This window comes from Mesorhizobium sp. WSM4832 (genome assembly GCF_055811115.1).
Map to the genome: position 1 here is coordinate 238,728 of NZ_JBVVQH010000005.1, position 16,552 is coordinate 255,279.

A 16,552-nucleotide genomic window follows, 5' to 3' on the forward strand; every position below is an offset into this window, starting at 1 on the left:
CTCTTTGATTTAGAGACGGATTCAGATTTTCAGGTCGAACAGACCTGAAATCATCCGGCTCTAAGGTCAGGCGCCGGTGGCCCGTGTCCTCGCCGCCATCGGCGCCTGGCCGGTGGCCCTTCCCGCGACACGGGAAGGGCCGTGTCGATCAGCCTATTTCTTCAGGTCGGCCGAGGTCTTCATGCACTTTTCCGGCGGCTGGAGCGCATTGACCGCGTCCCATTTGATGGTGCGGGCCGTGCCGTCATAGTCGTAGTATTTCTTCCAGTCGTCGCCGGTCATCGGCGCCGTCGGGCTGACGATGTGCTCCGGCACCTGCTCGTTGTTGAACAGCTTGACCGCCGCGTCGATGGTTGTGAAGCCCTCCTTCTCCGGGAACATAGCGGCCTCGATGCGATAGGAAGGCTCGTTCTGCATGGCGTTGATGAAGGCAAGCCCTTCGCCCCCGGTGCCGACCGTCAACAGGCCGTCCTGCGACTTGCCGGCAGCCTTCCAGGCCTGCAGGCCGCCCAGCGAGGACGAATCGTTGATGCCGTAGATGATGTTGATGTCGGAATTCTTGGCGAGCGCAGCCGAGGACACTTCCAGCGCGCGATCCGGATTGCCGCCGCCGTCAAGGTCGTGGACCATGACCGCGTCGGGGATGATGGTCTTCAACCCGTCCATGAAACCTTGCGAGCGCAGCACGGTCGCCGACAGCAACGGCAGGCCGACATTCATCACCTTGGCGACGCCGCCGAGCTTTTCCTTGGCATATTTGCCAGCCTCGACGCCGGAAAAGTAGCCGGTGTCGTAGTCGCAGATAGCGACCATCGTGGTCATGCCCTTGACCGGGTTGCCCTCGAGCACCACCGGGATGTTGGCGGCTTTGGCCTGACGCAGCAGCGGGACCACGCCTTCTTCATTCACCGGGGTGAGGATCAGCACGTCGACGCCCTTGGCGATAAAGTCCTCAGCGGCTGCGACCTGCTTGGCTATGTCGAGATTGGCGTCCTGCACCTCGACCTCGATGCCGAGGTCCTTGCCGTGCGCCTTCATGCCCTTGATGACATTCTGGTACCACTCATGGGTGGCGTAATTGGTGACGTAGCCGATGTGCTTTGGCATGTTCTCGGCGCGCGCTGCCGCGCCCATGGCCAGCATGGCGGCGGATGCGAGCAGGATTGACTTGGACCAGTGCATTTTTCTCTCCCAGGTTTTTCGTTTATGTCAGTCGCTGAACGGGTAGTCCCGCCGTTCCGGGTCGGCACGAAAGGAGTTGTTGGCTTCGCCCCAGCCGAGTGCTGCCGATATCTTCTCGGCGGCGGCCCGGGCACGTTCGAAGACGGTTTCACGGTCGAAGCGCGCGGCCTTCTGCGGCAGCAGCGGCACCGTGAGCGCGGCGATGACGGCGCCGGTATGATCGCGCACCGGCATGGAGATGTTGGTGCAGGCCTCGACGGCCAAAGACGCGCGCATCTCATAGCCAAGCCGCGCCACTTCGTTCAGCCGCGCCTCGATTTCCTCGCGCGTTCCCTGCCCTTCGCCGGCGGCTACGATCCGCTCGACGATGCGGTCGCGCTCGGCCCCATTCGAGTGGGCGAGCAGCACAGCGCCGGAACTGGTCTCGAGGATCGGGAAATGCGATCCCAGCGCAACCGAGTAGCGCATCGGCAGCGGTGAATCGATCTGCAGCACCACCAGCGCGTTCTGCCCCTCGCGCACCACCAGGTGACAGCTCTGATCGGCATTGGCGGTCAATTCGCGCATCACCGGCAGCGCGCATTCGACCAGGCGGTTCACCGGCGGGTGCATATGCGCCAGTTCGAACAGTTTCAGCGACAGCCGGAAGCGGTCCGATTGCGTGCGGAAGATGTAGCCGCGCTTCTCCAGCAGGAGCAGGATGCGATAGATTTCGTGGATGGACCGGCCGAGGCCGGTCGCGATCTCGGTTTGCGTCAGCGTTTCGGCGCTGGAGGCCATGAACTCCAGGACGTCGAGCGCCTTCTCCACAGCCGGCACCCGATAGCCGTTGCGGCCGCTTTCGCCTTCGTCGAGCATTTCGGCAACGCCGGCAGCCATCACGCGACGCTCCGTTCCGGTTGCCTGGTTTGGCGGTAGAGGCGGTTCACGTGCTCGGCCAGCTCGGCGGCCGCGATGTCGCCGGCGATTGCAGCGGCCGCACGCGGCGCGCATTCGCGAAAGAAGGCGATGAAGCCCGGATGCGTCGGGCGCAGATAGGACGAACCGATCGTGCGCAGCGTCGAGGAGAAGAAGTCCCCGGAGAAACGATTGACCTCGGCATCCTTCCAGGCCGCCAGCGATCCCGGTTGTCCGCCCGACTTTACATAATCGCCGCGCTGATAGTCGGACGAGCACAGGAACAGCGCATAATCGATCGCCTCCTGCTTATGCTTCGACTGGGCGCTGACCCCGATGCCGGCGCCGCCGAGCAAAGCACCGGCCGAACTCGGTGTCGGCACGTCGGCGAAGCGCAGATACGGACTGTCGGTTTTCGCGGCGTAGTTCACATAGCCGAAGGCGAACGGCACATAGACCGCATCGTCATGCGCGACCATGTGGTCGTAGCAGCGGATCGGGTTCCATTTCGACGAATTCGGATGCGACAGCGCCGCAAGCTCGCGCAATTGTGCGATGGCGAGCTCTACCTTTTCCCGGGCGATGAATTGCTCGCCGTCTTCCTGCGGATGCCCGAGCGTCAAAAGCAGGCACATGGCGTCCGTCGGCACGAAAGGCAGACCAAGCCATTTCCCGTCCTTGCGCGCCAGCCGGCCGAGCGCAACGACCTCTTCATGCGTACGCGGCACTGATCCGTAGCGCTGCAGAAGGTCCGGACGATACGAGGCGACGTGGCAGGCGGCATCGATCGGTAATGCCCACTGGCGCCCGTTCTTCTCGTAGGACCGCCATGACGGACCGACCGAATCCTGCTCGAAGAGGCGGATTTGTTCCGCCGAGAGATAGGCATCGAACGGCACCATCAGCTCGTCCTGCGCGATGTCGCCGATGAAGGGATGGTCGAACACGACCAGATCGTAGGCGCCCAGCACCGGACCGAGCGCGCCTTCGCCGAATTCATAGAGGCTGCGGCGATCCCATTCGATTTCCAGGCCCGGATTGGCCGCGCGATACGGCCCGACGCTGGCGTCCAGCGGACCCCAGCAACGTCGATGATCCCACGCAAGACCGCGCAGTCTTGTCATATCCGGCAATTCCTCCCTGGAACCGGGCATGCACCCGGCCCGCAAACCAGTAGCAGGTATTTTTACCTGAGCAAATAGTTTTTACATACGCAAAAAAGGCTCGCCGCGGCCTCAAGCCAGCCCAAACCGCTCGACGGCCCGCATGATGCCGCGCAGTTCGGCGAGGCCCTTCAGCCGGCCGATCAACGAGTAGCCGGGATTGATCCTGGTCTTGCCGATGTCGTCGGCGAGCAGATGTCCGTGATCGGGCCGCATCGGAATGCGCCAGTCGGCGCGACCTTCCTTGCGACGGCGCGCCTCCTCCCGCATCAGGGCAAGGATGACATGCGCCATGTCGGTGCCGCCCTCGAGATGCTCGGCCTCGTGGAACGAGCCGTCAGCCTCGATGGTGATGTTGCGCAGATGGACAAAATGGATGCGGTCGGCGAATTCCTTGACCATGGCGACAATGTCGTTGTCGGCGCGCGTGCCGTAGGAGCCGGTGCAGAACGTCAGCCCGTTGGCCGGACTGTCGACGGCATCGAGGATGAAGCGCGCATCCTCGGCGGTCGACACGATGCGCGGCAGTCCGTAGAGCGAAAAGGGCGGATCGTCCGGATGGATGCACATGCGCGCGCCGACTTCCTCGGCCACCGGAATGATCTCGCGCAGGAACCAGGCGAGGTTGTCGCGCAATTCCTTTGGCCCGATCGCATCGTATTCGGCCAAGGCCTCGCGAAAGCTGTCGCGGTTGTAGCTGCGCTCGGTCGCCGGCAGGCCGGCGATGAGGTTGCGCTCGATCCTGTCGATCTTGTCGTCGCCGAGTTCCTTCAGCCGCGATTCCGCTTCTGCGATGCGAGCGGGACTGTAGCTTGCCTCGGCATTGCGACGCTTCAGCACGAACAAGTCGTAGGCCGCAAAATCGATCGCGTCGAAGCGCAACGCATAACCCGTCGTCGGAAGGCGGTAAGCCAGATCCGTTCGTGTCCAGTCGACCACGGGCATGAAATTGTAGCAGATCGTCGCGATGCCGGCCTTCGCCAGCGTACGGATCGTGTCCTTGTAGAAGCCGACATAGCGGACCCGTTCCGGCGAGCCGATCTTGATCGAGTTGTGGACGGGAATGCTTTCCACCACTGACCAGGTCAGCCCTGCGTCCTCGATGATCCGCTTGCGCTCCAAAATGTTTTCCAGCGGCCAGGCGCGCCCGTCATAGATGTCGTGCAGCGCCGAGACCACGCCGGTCGCACCCGCCTGCTTGACGTGATCGAGAGTTACCGGATCGTCCGGGCCATACCAGCGCCAGCACTGTTCCATTTTTTCGTTTTCCTCTGCGAGAGGCCGCAAACTTATTGTTGGACCACAATCAGAGTCAAATTAAATTTTGGTACACCCCAAGCCCTTTATTTCCGACGACTGGTCATGAAATCGCTGGAGAACGCCGAAACCGGTTGTTTTCCCCAAGCCTTGCGATATTCTGGTCCAACAATTGAGGAGGATCGATGTCGGAAGACTCTCAGGCCGTGCGCGACAATGCTGTCAGCCGCCGCGACACCGGCAGGTCCGCGGTCGATACCGCGGCCGGGCGGATCCTCGACCTCATCCGCGCGCGGCAGCTGATTGTCGGCGATGTGCTGCCGACCGAACGCGAGCTGAGCGAGATCACCGGCGCCAGCCGCAACACGGTGCGCGAGGCGCTGCGCACGATCCGCACCTACGGACTTATCGAGCCGAAGCCGCGCGTCGGTGCCGTGCTGGCCGACGGGCAGAGCATCGCCATCCAGAATTTCTTCGCCGCCCACATGGATGTCTCGCGTTCGTCCTTCGCCGACATCCAGGGTTTCAGGCGCATTATCGAGGTCGGCATCGGCGACCACATCGTGCTCAATGCCACGAACGAGCAGATCGAGGCGCTCGATGAGATCAATGCCCGGATCGTGGCCAGCCGCTCGATCGAGGAAGCCGCCGAGAACGATTTCAGTTTTCACATGGCGCTGATCGGGCTGGCGAACAATCGCATGCTGACGGACATGTATTCCTTCCTTTCCCCCGTGATCCTGCGGATCATGACCATCGGCAAGGAAATGCGTCCGGTGCTGGCCGACACCCGCGCCGCGCATGGCGAGATCATTGCGGCGCTCCGCGCACGAGACAGGCTGGCCTATGCCTATCTGGTGAGCCGCCATCTCGATTTCGCCCTGCGATTCCTCCCGGAAGAGCCGGCCTCCGACACGTGAACGAAGGAGTTCCCCAATGAAGGATTTCGACGGCAAGGTCGCCCTTGTAACCGGGACGACCGGAATCGGTCTCGCAACCGCCAGGCGCCTCGCGGCTGGGGGCGCCGCGATCATCGCCTGCGGTATCGACCGTGCCGCTAATGCGGCGATGAGAGCGGAACTGGAAAGCGCCGGTGCCGGCGCGCTGATCATTGACACCGACGTCTCCGTGTCGGACCAGGTCCGCGACGCCGTCGCGGCCGGCGTCGCACGCTTCGGCGGCCTCGATTTGATCGTCAATTCGGCGGCTGTCCATCCGTACGGAACCGCTACCAGTACCGATTTCGAGACCTGGAACAAGGCGATGTCGGTCAATGTCGGCTCGATCTATCTGACCGCCCATTTCGGCATCCCGGAAATGATCAAGCGCGGTGGCGGCGCCATCGTCAACGTCGCCTCGGTGCAGGGTTTCGCCTGCCAGCAGAACGTCGCCGCCTATGCTACGACCAAGGGCGCCATCCACACGCTGACGCGCTCGCTGGCGCTCGACTATGCGGCGGCCGGCATCCGGGTCAATTCCGTCAGCCCAGGCTCGATCCGTACGCCGATCCTCGAGAAAGCCGCGCGTGGTGAAAACGGCAGCGATGCCGATGTCGAGGAAGCCTACAGGCGCTTCGGCGCGGCCCATCCGCTTGGCCGCATCGGCGAACCGGAGGAAGTGGCGGAGCTCATCGCCTTTCTGTGCTCCTCCAAGGCCGGTTTCTGCACCGGCGCGGATTACAAAATAGATGGCGGCCTGACCGCCGGCATCGGCGTGAAGTAGAACCATGAAGATCGGTCTTGGCCTTTACCGGGAATCGCTGACGCCCGACAATTTCCGCTTTGCCCGTCAGGCGGGCGCCACCCACATCGTTGCCCACCTCACCAATTATTTTCGCGGGCGCGACCCGTCGCTGTCCGCCGGCAGCGAGAAGGAAGGCTGGGGCGACTGCTCCACCGACGCGCTGTGGAACTATGAGGATTTCGCTGCCTTGGCGAAGACCGTGCGCGGCAACGGTCTGGAAATCGCCGCGATCGAGAATTTTTCGCCCCGCTTCTGGTCCGATGTTTTGCTCGACGGCCCCGACAGGGCCAAGCAGATCGAAGGGTTGAAGCGTCTGGTCCGCGATGCCGGGCGCGCCGGCATTCCGTGTATCGGCTACAACTTCTCCATTGCCGGCGTCTGGGGCTGGTCGCGCGGACCCTTCGCGCGTGGCGAGGCCATGTCGGTGGGGCTCGATCTCTCCGCCATCGACCCCGACCTGCCGCTGCCCGACGGCGTCGTCTGGAACATGCGCTACCGCGCCGGCCGGCCGGACGCCGAACCGGTGACGGTCAGCGGCGATGAGCTTTGGCAGCGGCTCGGCGTCTTCCTGCACGAGATCGTACCGGTGGCCGAGGAGGCCGGCGTGGTGCTCGCCGCGCACCCGGACGATCCGCCGGCCGAGGCATTGCGCGGCACGGCACGGCTCGTCAACCGGCCGGAGAAATACGACCGGCTGATGGATATCGTCGATTCGCCGTCCAACGGCCTGGAGCTCTGCCTCGGCTCGCTGCAGGAGATGCCGGGCACCGACGAGATTTATGGGCATGTCCGGCGCTTCGCCCGACGAAAGCGGATCGGCTACATCCATTTCCGCAACATACGCGGCAAGGTGCCGAACTATCACGAGACCTTCGTCGACGACGGCGACATCGACATGGCCGAGATCGTCCGTATCCTGCGCGACGAAAACTATGACGGCGTCATCATCCCCGACCATACGCCGGAAATGTCGTGCGATGCGCCCTGGCATGCGGGCAAGGCCTTTGCGCTCGGCTATATGCGCGCGCTGGTCCAGAACGCCGCGTCGCTGGGACCTTCCCGTACCGTTCAATCCACCAACATCCGGATGCAAGCCTGATGACCAGATCGACGCGCCTCTATGCCGACGACGCCGAAATGTACCGCCTGTTCCAAGACGAGCTCTTCGTCGCGGTGGTCGGCGACGTGATGGATACGCTGGGGTTGCAGCAGCAGTTCCTGCCGCCGGTGTTCAGGCCGGTCGACGAAACCACGCGGCTGCTCGGACGGGCGATGCCGGTGCTGGAAACCGACATCTTCCCGTCCGATGGGCCGACGCAGAATCCGCTGATGGCCAAGCCGTTCGGGCTGATGTTCGAAGCGCTGGACGATTTGAAGCCCGGCGAAATCTACGTCGCCAGCGGCGCCTCGTCCCGCTATGCGCTATGGGGCGAACTGATGTCGACGCGGGCAAAGATCCTCGGCGCGCATGGCGCGCTGGTCGACGGCTTCGCCCGCGACACAGACGGCATCAAGGCGTTGGGGTTTCCCTGCTTCTGCACCGGCTACTACGCGCAGGACCAGGGCGTGCGCGGCAAGGTCATCGACTACCGCTGCGGGCTCGAGATCGGCGGCGTCCGCATCGAGCCGGGTACGCTGCTGTTCGGCGACAAGGAAGGTGTGCTTGTTATCCCCAGCCAAGCCGAGGAAGAAGTGGTGCGCCTAGCCCTCGAAAAAGTCCGCGGAGAAAAACGCGTCGCCAAGGCGATCCGCGAGGGGATGAGCGCGGTGGACGCCTACCGGACATTTGGCATCATGTGACAGGCCGCGGCCGAAATCCTCGGCATTCCGCGGCTTGATATCGTCCGGCTACCTGTGGGCAAAATGCCGCCGCCATCGCCAGCGGCACCGCTCGTCTCCCGTCTCGCTCTAGTGTTGGAATGCGGTGTCGGGCACAGGCTTCAGCAGTGACCTATCCGCGATTTCCATGCCGAACCCAGGCTTGTCGCCTATCTTCAGCCGGCCATTTTGTGGCAGTTCCTCGCCAGAAAACAGCCTTCCAAACACCGGTCGAATCGAGCGCCCGTCGGGGCTGGCCGCCACATATTCGCAGAGCGGTTCGGCCGGCTGGCTGGCGATGAAATGGTAGGAATACGGGCCGGAGCCGTGCGGGATGACGGGGATGTCATAGGCCGCGGCATGCGCGGCGATCTGTAAAAGTGCTGTCAGCCCACCGGCCCACATGACATCAGGCTGCAGGATGTCGACGGTTCGCTCCTTGATCAGCTCGCGGAAACCATAGCGCGTGTATTCGTGTTCGCCGGTCGTCCATTTCAGCGTCGGGTGCGCCTGCTTCAGCAGCCGGAACCCATCGACATCGTCGGGGTGCAGCACTTCCTCCCACCAGAAGACACCGAGATGCTTGGCTGCCTCGGCCAGGCGGATGGCGTATGGGACAGTGAGCGACATGTAGCAATCGACCATCAGCGGGTAGCCGGTGCCGACCTTCTCGCGCTGGGCCGCGAGATAGGCGACGTTCTTGAGGAGGCCGCCCTCGCCGTCGAAATGGCTGTGCGGCAGCGGCACCTTGGCGCCCCAGAAACCGAGCTCCTTGACCGCGTCGGGCGCCGGGCCGGTGCAGTAGAAGGCGATCTCGTCGTGGCATTTGCCACCGATCAGATTGTACACCGGCTCGTCGCGAAGCTTGCCCAGCAAATCCCACAGCGCCAGGTCGACCACCGAGATGGTGGCGATCGGCAGGCCCTTGCGGCCATAGGGCATCGAGGCTCGGAACATCTGGTCCCACATCCTGGCGATGTTGCGCGCGTCCTCGCCGAGGAGAAACCGCGAAAAATGATGCTTGACCAGCCAGGCGGCGGGGTAGCCGCCGAACCCCGTGGCGACGCCGGTGACGCCAGCCTCGGTTTCGAGCTCGACGACGATCGAGCCCATCACGCCGATCCCCCAGGAGGAACGCGATGCCTTGTATTGCTGGTGACCCGACATCGGATTGGCGATCAGCGTATCGATCAGCCAATGGCCCTTGCCCTGCTGGAAGTAGTCGCCGCCATCGCCCTCGCTCTCGACGAGAAAGACGCGCACATCCTTGATGGTGAAATTCGGCATGACGGGATCCAGCTGCGCCTTCTAGTTCTGATGGAAGACTTGCGCGAGTTCGACGACCTGAGGCGTGCCGTCGTCATTGTAGTCCATGATGTCGGCCATGAATTTCCACCAGCGCCGGTTGATCTCGGTGCGCGGCAACGCGGCCATCGTGTGGTCTTTGGCCCGTATCAGCGTGGCGAACAGAAAGTCGGTTTCGGGATCGTGCCAGATCGAATAGTCGGAGACGCCGGCATCGCGCAGAGCCTGCGCGAGTTCGGGCCAGATCTCGTCGTGCCGCTTCTTGTATTCGGCGATGCGGCCCGGATGAACCTTCATGCGAAAAGCGATGCGCTCGGCCATTCGCATTCTCCCCTATTGCAGGTTGACGTAGAGCCCGCCATCGACGAGCAGCGTGGCACCCGTGACATAGGACGCCATGTCCGACGCCAGGAAGGCCACGACCTTGGCGACGTCGGATGCTTCGCCGAAGCGGCCGAGCGGGATCCGCTTGTCGAGATAAGCGCGCTTTTGCGGGTCGGACCAGTCGTCCTTGTTGATGTCGGTGGCGATGGCGCCCGGCATCACGGAATTGCAGCGGATGCCATAGGGACCAAGTGCGATGGCCACCGACTGCATCAGCGAATGAACGCCGGCCTTGGTCGGCGTGTAATGGGACTGCATGGCCCCGCCCACAAGTGCGGAGATCGACGACGTGGCGACAATGGCGCCGCCGCTGCCCTGATCCTTCATGCGATTGGCCGCGGCCTGCACCGCGAAAAAGGCGCCGTTCAGATTGACGTCGACCACTTGCCGCAACAGGTCGGGCGGCATGTCGAGGAATGTGTGGAACGGGCAGATGCCTGCATTGGAGGCAAGAATGTCGACGCCGCCGAACGCGTCCACCGCCGCCCGCACCAGTTCCGTGCTGACAGCGGGCTCGGCGATGTTTCCTTCGATGGCAATTGCCTTGCGGCCAAGCGCCTCGATCTCGGCGACGGTCTCGTCGGCCGCGGAATCGCGCGCGAACGCGACATCCGCGCCGCCGAAATAATTGATGACCACGTCCGCACCCTGCCGCGCGAACTCGACCGCTATGCCGCGGCCGATGCCTCGGGAGCCGCCAGTGACGATCGCGCGTTTTCCCTCAAGCAGCATGATCGCCAGCCCTAGCGAATACGGAACGGGATCGGATCGGCGCCGGCGAGCACGTCGAGTGTCGTCTTGCGGATATGCGCAACGTGCGCGGCCATCGCCGCTTCGGCAGCTTTCGGGTCATGCGCCGCCAGAGCGCTGACGATGGCGTCGTGATCCCTGGCCGACTGGTCGAGCACGCCCGGTATTTCGGACGCCTTCCTGCGCTGGTCGACGGCGAGGCTGTAGAGCGAGCGCGAGACCTGATCGAGAAAGGCGTTGTTGGCCGCGGTGCCGATCAGTTCGTGGAACTCGACATCGGCAACGCGGAATGCGACCGCATCGCCGACGGTTCGATAGGCCACCTCGACCAGTTCGGCGAAGCGTTCGAGTTGCGCGGCCGTGACATAGCGCGCCGCCTCCGCGGCCAGGCCGCCATCGATGACGGTTCGGGCGGTGAACAGGCTTTCCAGGCTGTAGTCCTGGAGGCTCAGCACGAAGGAGAGCGGCGCCATCAGCCGGTTGGGCTTCAGGTCGGTGACGTAGGAGCCGCCGCCCTGCCGCGTCTGCACGACCCCCATCATCGTCATGCCGCGCAGCGCCTCGCGCACCACGGGCCGCGAGACATGCAGGGCCTTGGCGAGCTCGTTTTCACTTGGCAGCTTGTCGCCCGGGGCGATGTTGCCGGACGCGATCAGCCTCATCAGCCGCTCCGCCACTTTCTCCGAGGCGGAAGGCGTGATGTCGATCGGCTGCAGTTTGTCGAGTGGACCCATTTTACCCTCAAGCTTGGGAGCGGACGCGCAACTGGTCGAGACCCACGGCGAGCAGCAGAACCGCTCCCTTGGTGACGTCCTGCCAGAAGCTCGAGACATTGAGAAGGGTGAGGCCGTTGTTCAGCGTGCCGAGGATCAGCACCGCAAGCAGCGTGCCCCACACCGAGCCGCGTCCGCCGAACAGCGATGTGCCGCCAAGGATGATCGCCGCGATGACGGTGAGCAGATGCTTGCCGACCGAATCCGGCGCCGCCGCGCCAAGCATCGCCGCGACGATGACGCCCGCCAGCGCGCCGGCGAGCCCGGAGGCCACGTAGAGCAGGATCTGGGTGCGGTCGACCGGAATGCCGAGCATGCGCGAGGCCTCCGGATTGCCGCCGGAGGCGTAGATGTAGCGACCGAATGGCGTGAAGGCCATCACCCACCACGCCAGGAAGTAAACCACCAGCATGATGATGAGCGGCACCGGAATGCCGCCCGAACCGCCGATCTTGCCCGAGCCGATCCAGTTGAACCCAGGGATCATCAAGGGCTGTGTCAGACCGCCGGTGAGCACCAGCGAGGCACCGGTGATGATCGACATGGTGCCCAAGGTGACGATGAAGGGGTTGAGCTTGAGGCCGTTGGTCAGCGCGCCATTGCCGGCGCCGATCAATCCGCCCGCGAGGATGGCGATCAGGCAGGCGAGCCAGATGTCGATGCCGGCCGCATAGCACATGGCGACGATGACGCCGGAAATGCCGGCCACCGCCGCCACCGAAAGATCGAGGCCGCCGGCGATGATCAACGGCGTGCCGGCCGCCGCCATCAGGCCGATGAAAGCCATGTTGGAGCCGATCGAAAGCAGATTCTTGACGGTCAGGAAGAACGGCGACAGCACCGTGAAGATAGCCACCAGGATAAGATAGAAGGCGAGCAGCATCGCAACGCCGGCCCAGGCATGGCCAAGCAGGTTTTTCGGCCGATTGCGGACTGCCGGCGTTGGCGCGGTGCTGACGGTGGTCTGGGACATGCGAGGCTCCTGCAAAATCAGGCCGCGGCGGCGGACTTGCTTGCCGCGCTCATCAGCGCCGACGCTTCCGTCGGCTGTTCGAAAACTTCGGTGACCCGCCCCGACGCCAGCGCGATGGAACGGTCGGCAAGGCCGGCGACCTCCTCGGCATCGGAAGAGATCAGCAGAATGCCAAGGCCGGCATCGGCGAGCTGGCGAATCTGGCGATAGATCTCCTGGCGTGCGCCGATATCGACGCCGCGCGTCGGCTCCTCGAGAATGAGCACCTTGAGGTCGCCAAGCAGCCAGCGCGCCAGGCAGACCTTTTGCTGGTTGCCGCCGGAAAGCGTGCCGATCGGCTGTTCGGCATTGCGGGCGCGGATCGAGAGCCGCCGGATCCACTCGGCGGTGGTGGTCGCCTCTTTCTTGCGGTCGACAGACAGCCCCTTGGTGAATAGCGGCATGTTGGCGAGCGACATGTTCTCGCGCAGGGACAGCATGGCGACGATGCCCTCGCGCTTGCGCTCGGCGGCTACGAGGCCGAGCCCTGCTTCCACCGCCTTGCCGGGGGTAGAGACCTGATAGGGTTTGCCATCGATCTCGACACGCCCGACGCGCGTTCGAGGTGCCGCGCCAAATAGCGCCCGTCCGATCATTTCCACGCCGGAACCGATCAAGCCGTGCACTCCCGTGATGGAGCCGCCCCGCACGGTGAAGTCGACCCCGCGCAGCCAGCCTTCGACGCTCAGCCCTTCGACCCTCACGACATCGGCGGCGGGTGCCGCATTGGCCGAGAATGCCGGATAGAGATCGCCAACGCGGTTGCCGATAATGGCATGCAGCACTTCATCGACATTGGTGTTCGCGGTGGTGAAATCGCCGGCGTTGCGGCCGTCGCGCAGCACGGCAATGCGTCCGGAAACGGCAAACACTTCCTTGAGATAGTGTGAGATGTAGATGATCGAGATGCCGTCGGCCCGCAACCGGCGGATGATGCCGAACAGCATCTGCACCTCGTCGGCGGCAAGCGAGGCGGTCGGCTCGTCCATGATCAGGACGCGCGCCTCGCCGTTCATGGCACGAGCGATCTCGACGATGCGCTGCACGTGATGCGACAGCGCGCCCATGCGGGTGCGCGGCGACAACCAGTCGAGGCCCATGCGCTCAAGAAGTGCTGTCGCCCGCACCTCCATGGCGCGGCGGTCGACATGCATGCCGTTCTTGGGCAGCGCGCCGATCATGATGTTTTCAGCGACCGTGAGGTCGGGGAAGACCGACAGTTCCTGCGGCAGCATGCGGATACCGAGCGCCAGTGCATCGGCGGGCGATTTGAGATCCTGATCGCGGCCGTTGATCGCAATGGTTCCAGCGTCGCGGCTGTAATTGCCGGACAGGATCTTCATCAAGGTCGACTTGCCGGCACCGTTGGCGCCGAGCAGTGCGACCACTTCACCGGCATCGAGGTGGAAGTGCACGTCGGCAAGCACCGGCACTCCGCCGAATGCCTTGCCGATGCCATTCATGTCCAGGATGCGATTGTTGGCCATTGCCACCACGGATGTTGGGTAGATTGATGCGCCGGGGCGACGCCGGATGGCGCGCCCCGGCGACTGCTCGACTTACTTGGCTGGGACGAGGTCCTCGAAACCCTTCAGGAAATCCTCCTTGCGCAGCTCGGTCAGATAGGCCGAGAACGCCTCCTGCGGGAAAGTGTACTCGAAGTCGGCCTTACCGGCACATTTATAGTCGGCGTAATACTGACAGAGATTGGCCTTGTTGATCATCACGTGGTTGACCAGCACGGCCGGCGGCAAGGTCTTGCCGGCGAGCGAGGAGAGCGCGATCGGGATCAGGTAGTTGCCGTAATTTTCCGGGAAATAGCCGGTCGCGGCGACCAGGTCGGGCTCTTCGCTCAGCGCCTTGGTTTCGTCGGCGCCATTGCCGACGACCACGACATCGGCTTGGCGGCCCGCTTGCTGCACTGCGCGCAGCATGCCGATTGCCGACTGGTCGTTGATGGCGGTGATCATGATCGGCACGCCATCGGGAATGCGTCCAAGCACATTGGTCATCTGAGCGAAGGATTCCTGCTGCGTGTTCTTGGTGTCGATGCGCAGCATCTTGGTCTTGTCGAATTCCGGCAGCGCGGAGAGGAAGCCGTTGACCTGGCCTTCGGTGCGCATTTTGGGGATGGAGCCGGACTGCGGCAGTTCGCCGACGACGAAATAGCCCTGCATCGCCTTGTCCTTGCCGAATTTGGCGATCGCCGCCTGGCCGAGATAAGACCCGGACATGTAGCCCGATTTCGGATTGTTGGCGCCGAAGAAGGTGGAGCCCGGCATCGGAATGTCGATGGCGACGACCTTGACGCCGTCGTCGTTGAAGACGTTCATCACGGTCTGGCCGAAATTGCTATCGGTCTGGAATTCGATGACGTAGTCGACCTGGCGCTGGACGAAGCTCTGGGCGTTGGCGAGCGCGGTCGGCCCGTCGAGACGGTTGTCGGCGACCAAAAGGTCGACGCCGGCGAGATCGGCATTCGCCTGGATCGACTTCTCCACCACGACACCAAAGGTGATGTCGCGCTGCAGGTTGGCGAAACCGATGACATATTTCTTGCCATTGCGCGGCGGCTTCACCGCGGTGGCGTCCTTGACCATCGCCGCATACTGCTCGGCGCTGAGGCGCTTGCCGTCATAATTGGCGGAATCGAAGCCGTGGAAATCTTCAGCGAAGGCAGCGGCGCCAAACAACACGCTCGCTGCCACGCCGAGCGCGAGCGCCCTGGCGAATGCTTTCATCTCGGTAATCCTCCCAAATGCGGCGACCGCCGCCCGTTGTTGCCGGACAGCTCCTCTGCCGGCGCTCTCACGGTGGTGGCAAAATGTCACTTCGCAACTTGTCAGTCAAGTTGCGAAGTGGTAGCCGTTGAAAAATTCGAGGGAGGAGTTTCTTGTCGCTCACGGCAAGGCCGCGCATCGGCATCATCGCGCGACACCAATTGCCGGGTCCGCTTTCCGCCAGGGCTGCGCGGCTTCGTCAATGCATGGGCCGAGCAAGGTCCGACGCATCACGGCGTCATGGCTCCAGGGCATTGGGTCGAAGCGCTACGGCGGGTCGCCAAACTGTTCGATGTGGAGCTGAGATCGGTGTGTTAACGCAGTACCAGCCTCTCGACCATTTTCTCGTCCACCTCGATGCCGAGGCCTGGTCCGCCAGGCGCATGCACCACGCCGTCCTCGTGCCAGATCGGCTTGTCGACCAGTTCTGTCTGGACCGAGACGCGGAACGGCTTCAGCTCGATCAGCCGGGCGTTCGGCGAGGCGATCGACAGCTGCAGGCTCGCCGCCGTGAGGATTGCCGTGCTCCAGGCATGCGCGTTGATGGTGATACCGGCCGCGCCGCAGAGATCGTCGATCTTGCGGAACCCGGTAATGCCTTCCGAGCGCGCCGGATCGACGCCAAGAATGTCCACCGTCCCGGTTTCGATCAGCCGCTTGTAGCCCGACACGGTGAACTCGCGCTCGCCGGTGCCGATCGGCAGCCGAGGCAGCGCGTTCTTCAGGGCGCGATAGTCCTCGATCCGGGTTGGATAGAACGGCTCCTCGAGCCAGCCGATATTGTGCTCGGCCATGCGGCGCGCCGTGCTGATGCCGGTATCGCGATCCCAATCCACGCCGTTGCCGGCATCGACGACGATATCGAAGATATCGCCAAGAGCGGCACGCAAGGCGCCGACAAAGGCGACGTCGTTGTCCGGATCCTTGCCGATGTCGGAAAGGCCGCGCTTGGCAAAACCGAGCTTGCAGCCGGAAAAACCTTGCTCCTTGAAGCCGACCACTTCGGCAATGTTCAACGCGTTCGTTGCCTTGTTGACGTGGTTGCAGGCATAGGCAGGAAGGCTGTCGTGCTTCTTGCCGCCGAGCAGTTCATAGACCGGCTTGCCTTCGAGCTTGCCCTGGATGTCCCACAGCGCCATGTCGAGCGCGGAATAGGCAAAGCAGGCGACACCGCCCTCGCCGTACCACCAGGCGTGCTTGCGCATCATGGTCCAGGCTTCCTCGATGGTGAGTTCGCCGGCCTGCTGCAACAGCGGACCAAAGCCGCCGTCGACCAACAGCTTGGTTGCCCAGCAGGCCTCCGGCCACATGGCGATGCCTTCGCCCCAGCCAACGGCGCCATCCGTGGTTTCCACGCGCACAAGCACGGTCTGCCGCCAATTGCCGTGATCATTGGTGTCGGAATAACGGATGACATAGGTTCGGATCGGGCCGAGCCGCATGGAAATTTCCTCCGCAAGAAAGCGCCGCCGGTAGCCTTTGTTGCGA

At 63.5% G+C, this 16,552-nt stretch carries 16 protein-coding genes; 4 read left to right on the top strand and 12 right to left on the bottom strand.

The window, feature by feature from the left end:
- Nucleotides 1-153: 153 nt before the first annotated feature.
- From AC0L2L_RS09755 to uxuA, 4 genes are all read right to left on the bottom strand, one after another.
- Nucleotides 154-1,182, bottom strand: coding sequence for a sugar ABC transporter substrate-binding protein (locus AC0L2L_RS09755; RefSeq protein WP_473577858.1), 1,029 nt, complete (start codon nt 1,180-1,182; stop codon nt 154-156).
- 27 nt (nt 1,183-1,209) lie between these two features.
- Nucleotides 1,210-2,061: an IclR family transcriptional regulator gene (locus AC0L2L_RS09760; RefSeq protein ID WP_473577860.1), complete on the bottom strand. Its 852-nt coding sequence runs from the start codon at nt 2,059-2,061 to the stop codon at nt 1,210-1,212.
- Nucleotides 2,061-3,203, bottom strand: coding sequence for an ABC transporter substrate-binding protein (locus AC0L2L_RS09765; protein WP_473577861.1), 1,143 nt, complete (start codon nt 3,201-3,203; stop codon nt 2,061-2,063). The genes AC0L2L_RS09760 and AC0L2L_RS09765 overlap by 1 nt, the downstream gene beginning before the upstream one ends.
- A 111-nt stretch (nt 3,204-3,314) precedes the next feature.
- Nucleotides 3,315-4,499: a mannonate dehydratase gene (gene uxuA / locus AC0L2L_RS09770; RefSeq protein WP_473577864.1), complete on the bottom strand. Its 1,185-nt coding sequence runs from the start codon at nt 4,497-4,499 to the stop codon at nt 3,315-3,317.
- A gap of 185 nt (nt 4,500-4,684) precedes the next feature.
- Between uxuA and AC0L2L_RS09775 the strand changes: the two genes are divergently transcribed.
- From AC0L2L_RS09775 to AC0L2L_RS09790, 4 genes are read left to right on the top strand one after another with little or no spacing between them, the layout of a single operon-like run.
- Nucleotides 4,685-5,419: a FadR/GntR family transcriptional regulator gene (locus AC0L2L_RS09775; protein WP_473577866.1), complete on the top strand. Its 735-nt coding sequence runs from the start codon at nt 4,685-4,687 to the stop codon at nt 5,417-5,419.
- Nucleotides 5,420-5,435: 16 nt separating this feature from the next.
- Complete coding sequence (locus tag AC0L2L_RS09780; protein ID WP_473577868.1) at nt 5,436-6,221, top strand: SDR family NAD(P)-dependent oxidoreductase; 786 nt, start codon at nt 5,436-5,438, stop codon at nt 6,219-6,221.
- A 4-nt stretch (nt 6,222-6,225) separates the two neighbouring features.
- Complete coding sequence (locus tag AC0L2L_RS09785) at nt 6,226-7,341, top strand: mannonate dehydratase (RefSeq protein ID WP_473577870.1); 1,116 nt, start codon at nt 6,226-6,228, stop codon at nt 7,339-7,341.
- Nucleotides 7,341-8,042 carry an RraA family protein gene (locus AC0L2L_RS09790; protein ID WP_473577872.1) on the top strand — a complete coding sequence of 234 codons (702 nt, stop codon included), beginning with the start codon at nt 7,341-7,343 and terminating at the stop codon, nt 8,040-8,042. The genes AC0L2L_RS09785 and AC0L2L_RS09790 overlap by 1 nt, the downstream gene beginning before the upstream one ends.
- A 108-nt stretch (nt 8,043-8,150) precedes the next feature.
- Here AC0L2L_RS09790 and rhmD read toward each other — a convergent pair whose 3' ends face one another.
- The 8 genes from rhmD to AC0L2L_RS09830 form a co-directional block, all read right to left on the bottom strand.
- On the bottom strand, nt 8,151-9,347 hold the full coding sequence (rhmD, locus tag AC0L2L_RS09795; protein WP_473577874.1) for an L-rhamnonate dehydratase: 1,197 nt from the start codon (nt 9,345-9,347) through the stop codon (nt 8,151-8,153).
- Nucleotides 9,348-9,368: 21 nt separating this feature from the next.
- Nucleotides 9,369-9,692: an L-rhamnose mutarotase gene (gene rhaM, locus AC0L2L_RS09800; protein ID WP_473577876.1), complete on the bottom strand. Its 324-nt coding sequence runs from the start codon at nt 9,690-9,692 to the stop codon at nt 9,369-9,371.
- Between the two features lie 6 nt (nt 9,693-9,698).
- The gene (locus AC0L2L_RS09805) at nt 9,699-10,481 is read right to left on the bottom strand and encodes an SDR family NAD(P)-dependent oxidoreductase (RefSeq protein ID WP_473577878.1); all 783 of its coding nucleotides are present in this window, start codon (nt 10,479-10,481) and stop codon (nt 9,699-9,701) included.
- Nucleotides 10,482-10,492: 11 nt separating this feature from the next.
- Entirely contained in the window at nt 10,493-11,233 is a 741-nt protein-coding gene (locus tag AC0L2L_RS09810) for a FadR/GntR family transcriptional regulator (protein ID WP_473577880.1), read from the bottom strand.
- Between the two features lie 7 nt (nt 11,234-11,240).
- Entirely contained in the window at nt 11,241-12,245 is a 1,005-nt protein-coding gene (locus AC0L2L_RS09815; protein ID WP_473577882.1) for an ABC transporter permease, read from the bottom strand.
- Between the two features lie 17 nt (nt 12,246-12,262).
- Entirely contained in the window at nt 12,263-13,771 is a 1,509-nt protein-coding gene (locus AC0L2L_RS09820) for a sugar ABC transporter ATP-binding protein (protein WP_473577884.1), read from the bottom strand.
- A 72-nt stretch (nt 13,772-13,843) separates the two neighbouring features.
- Complete coding sequence (locus AC0L2L_RS09825) at nt 13,844-15,025, bottom strand: sugar ABC transporter substrate-binding protein (RefSeq protein ID WP_473577885.1); 1,182 nt, start codon at nt 15,023-15,025, stop codon at nt 13,844-13,846.
- 353 nt (nt 15,026-15,378) lie between these two features.
- A complete protein-coding gene (locus AC0L2L_RS09830; protein ID WP_473577886.1) occupies nt 15,379-16,506 on the bottom strand; it encodes a mandelate racemase/muconate lactonizing enzyme family protein in 1,128 nt (375 codons plus the stop codon).
- Between the last annotated feature and the right edge of the window lie 46 nt (nt 16,507-16,552).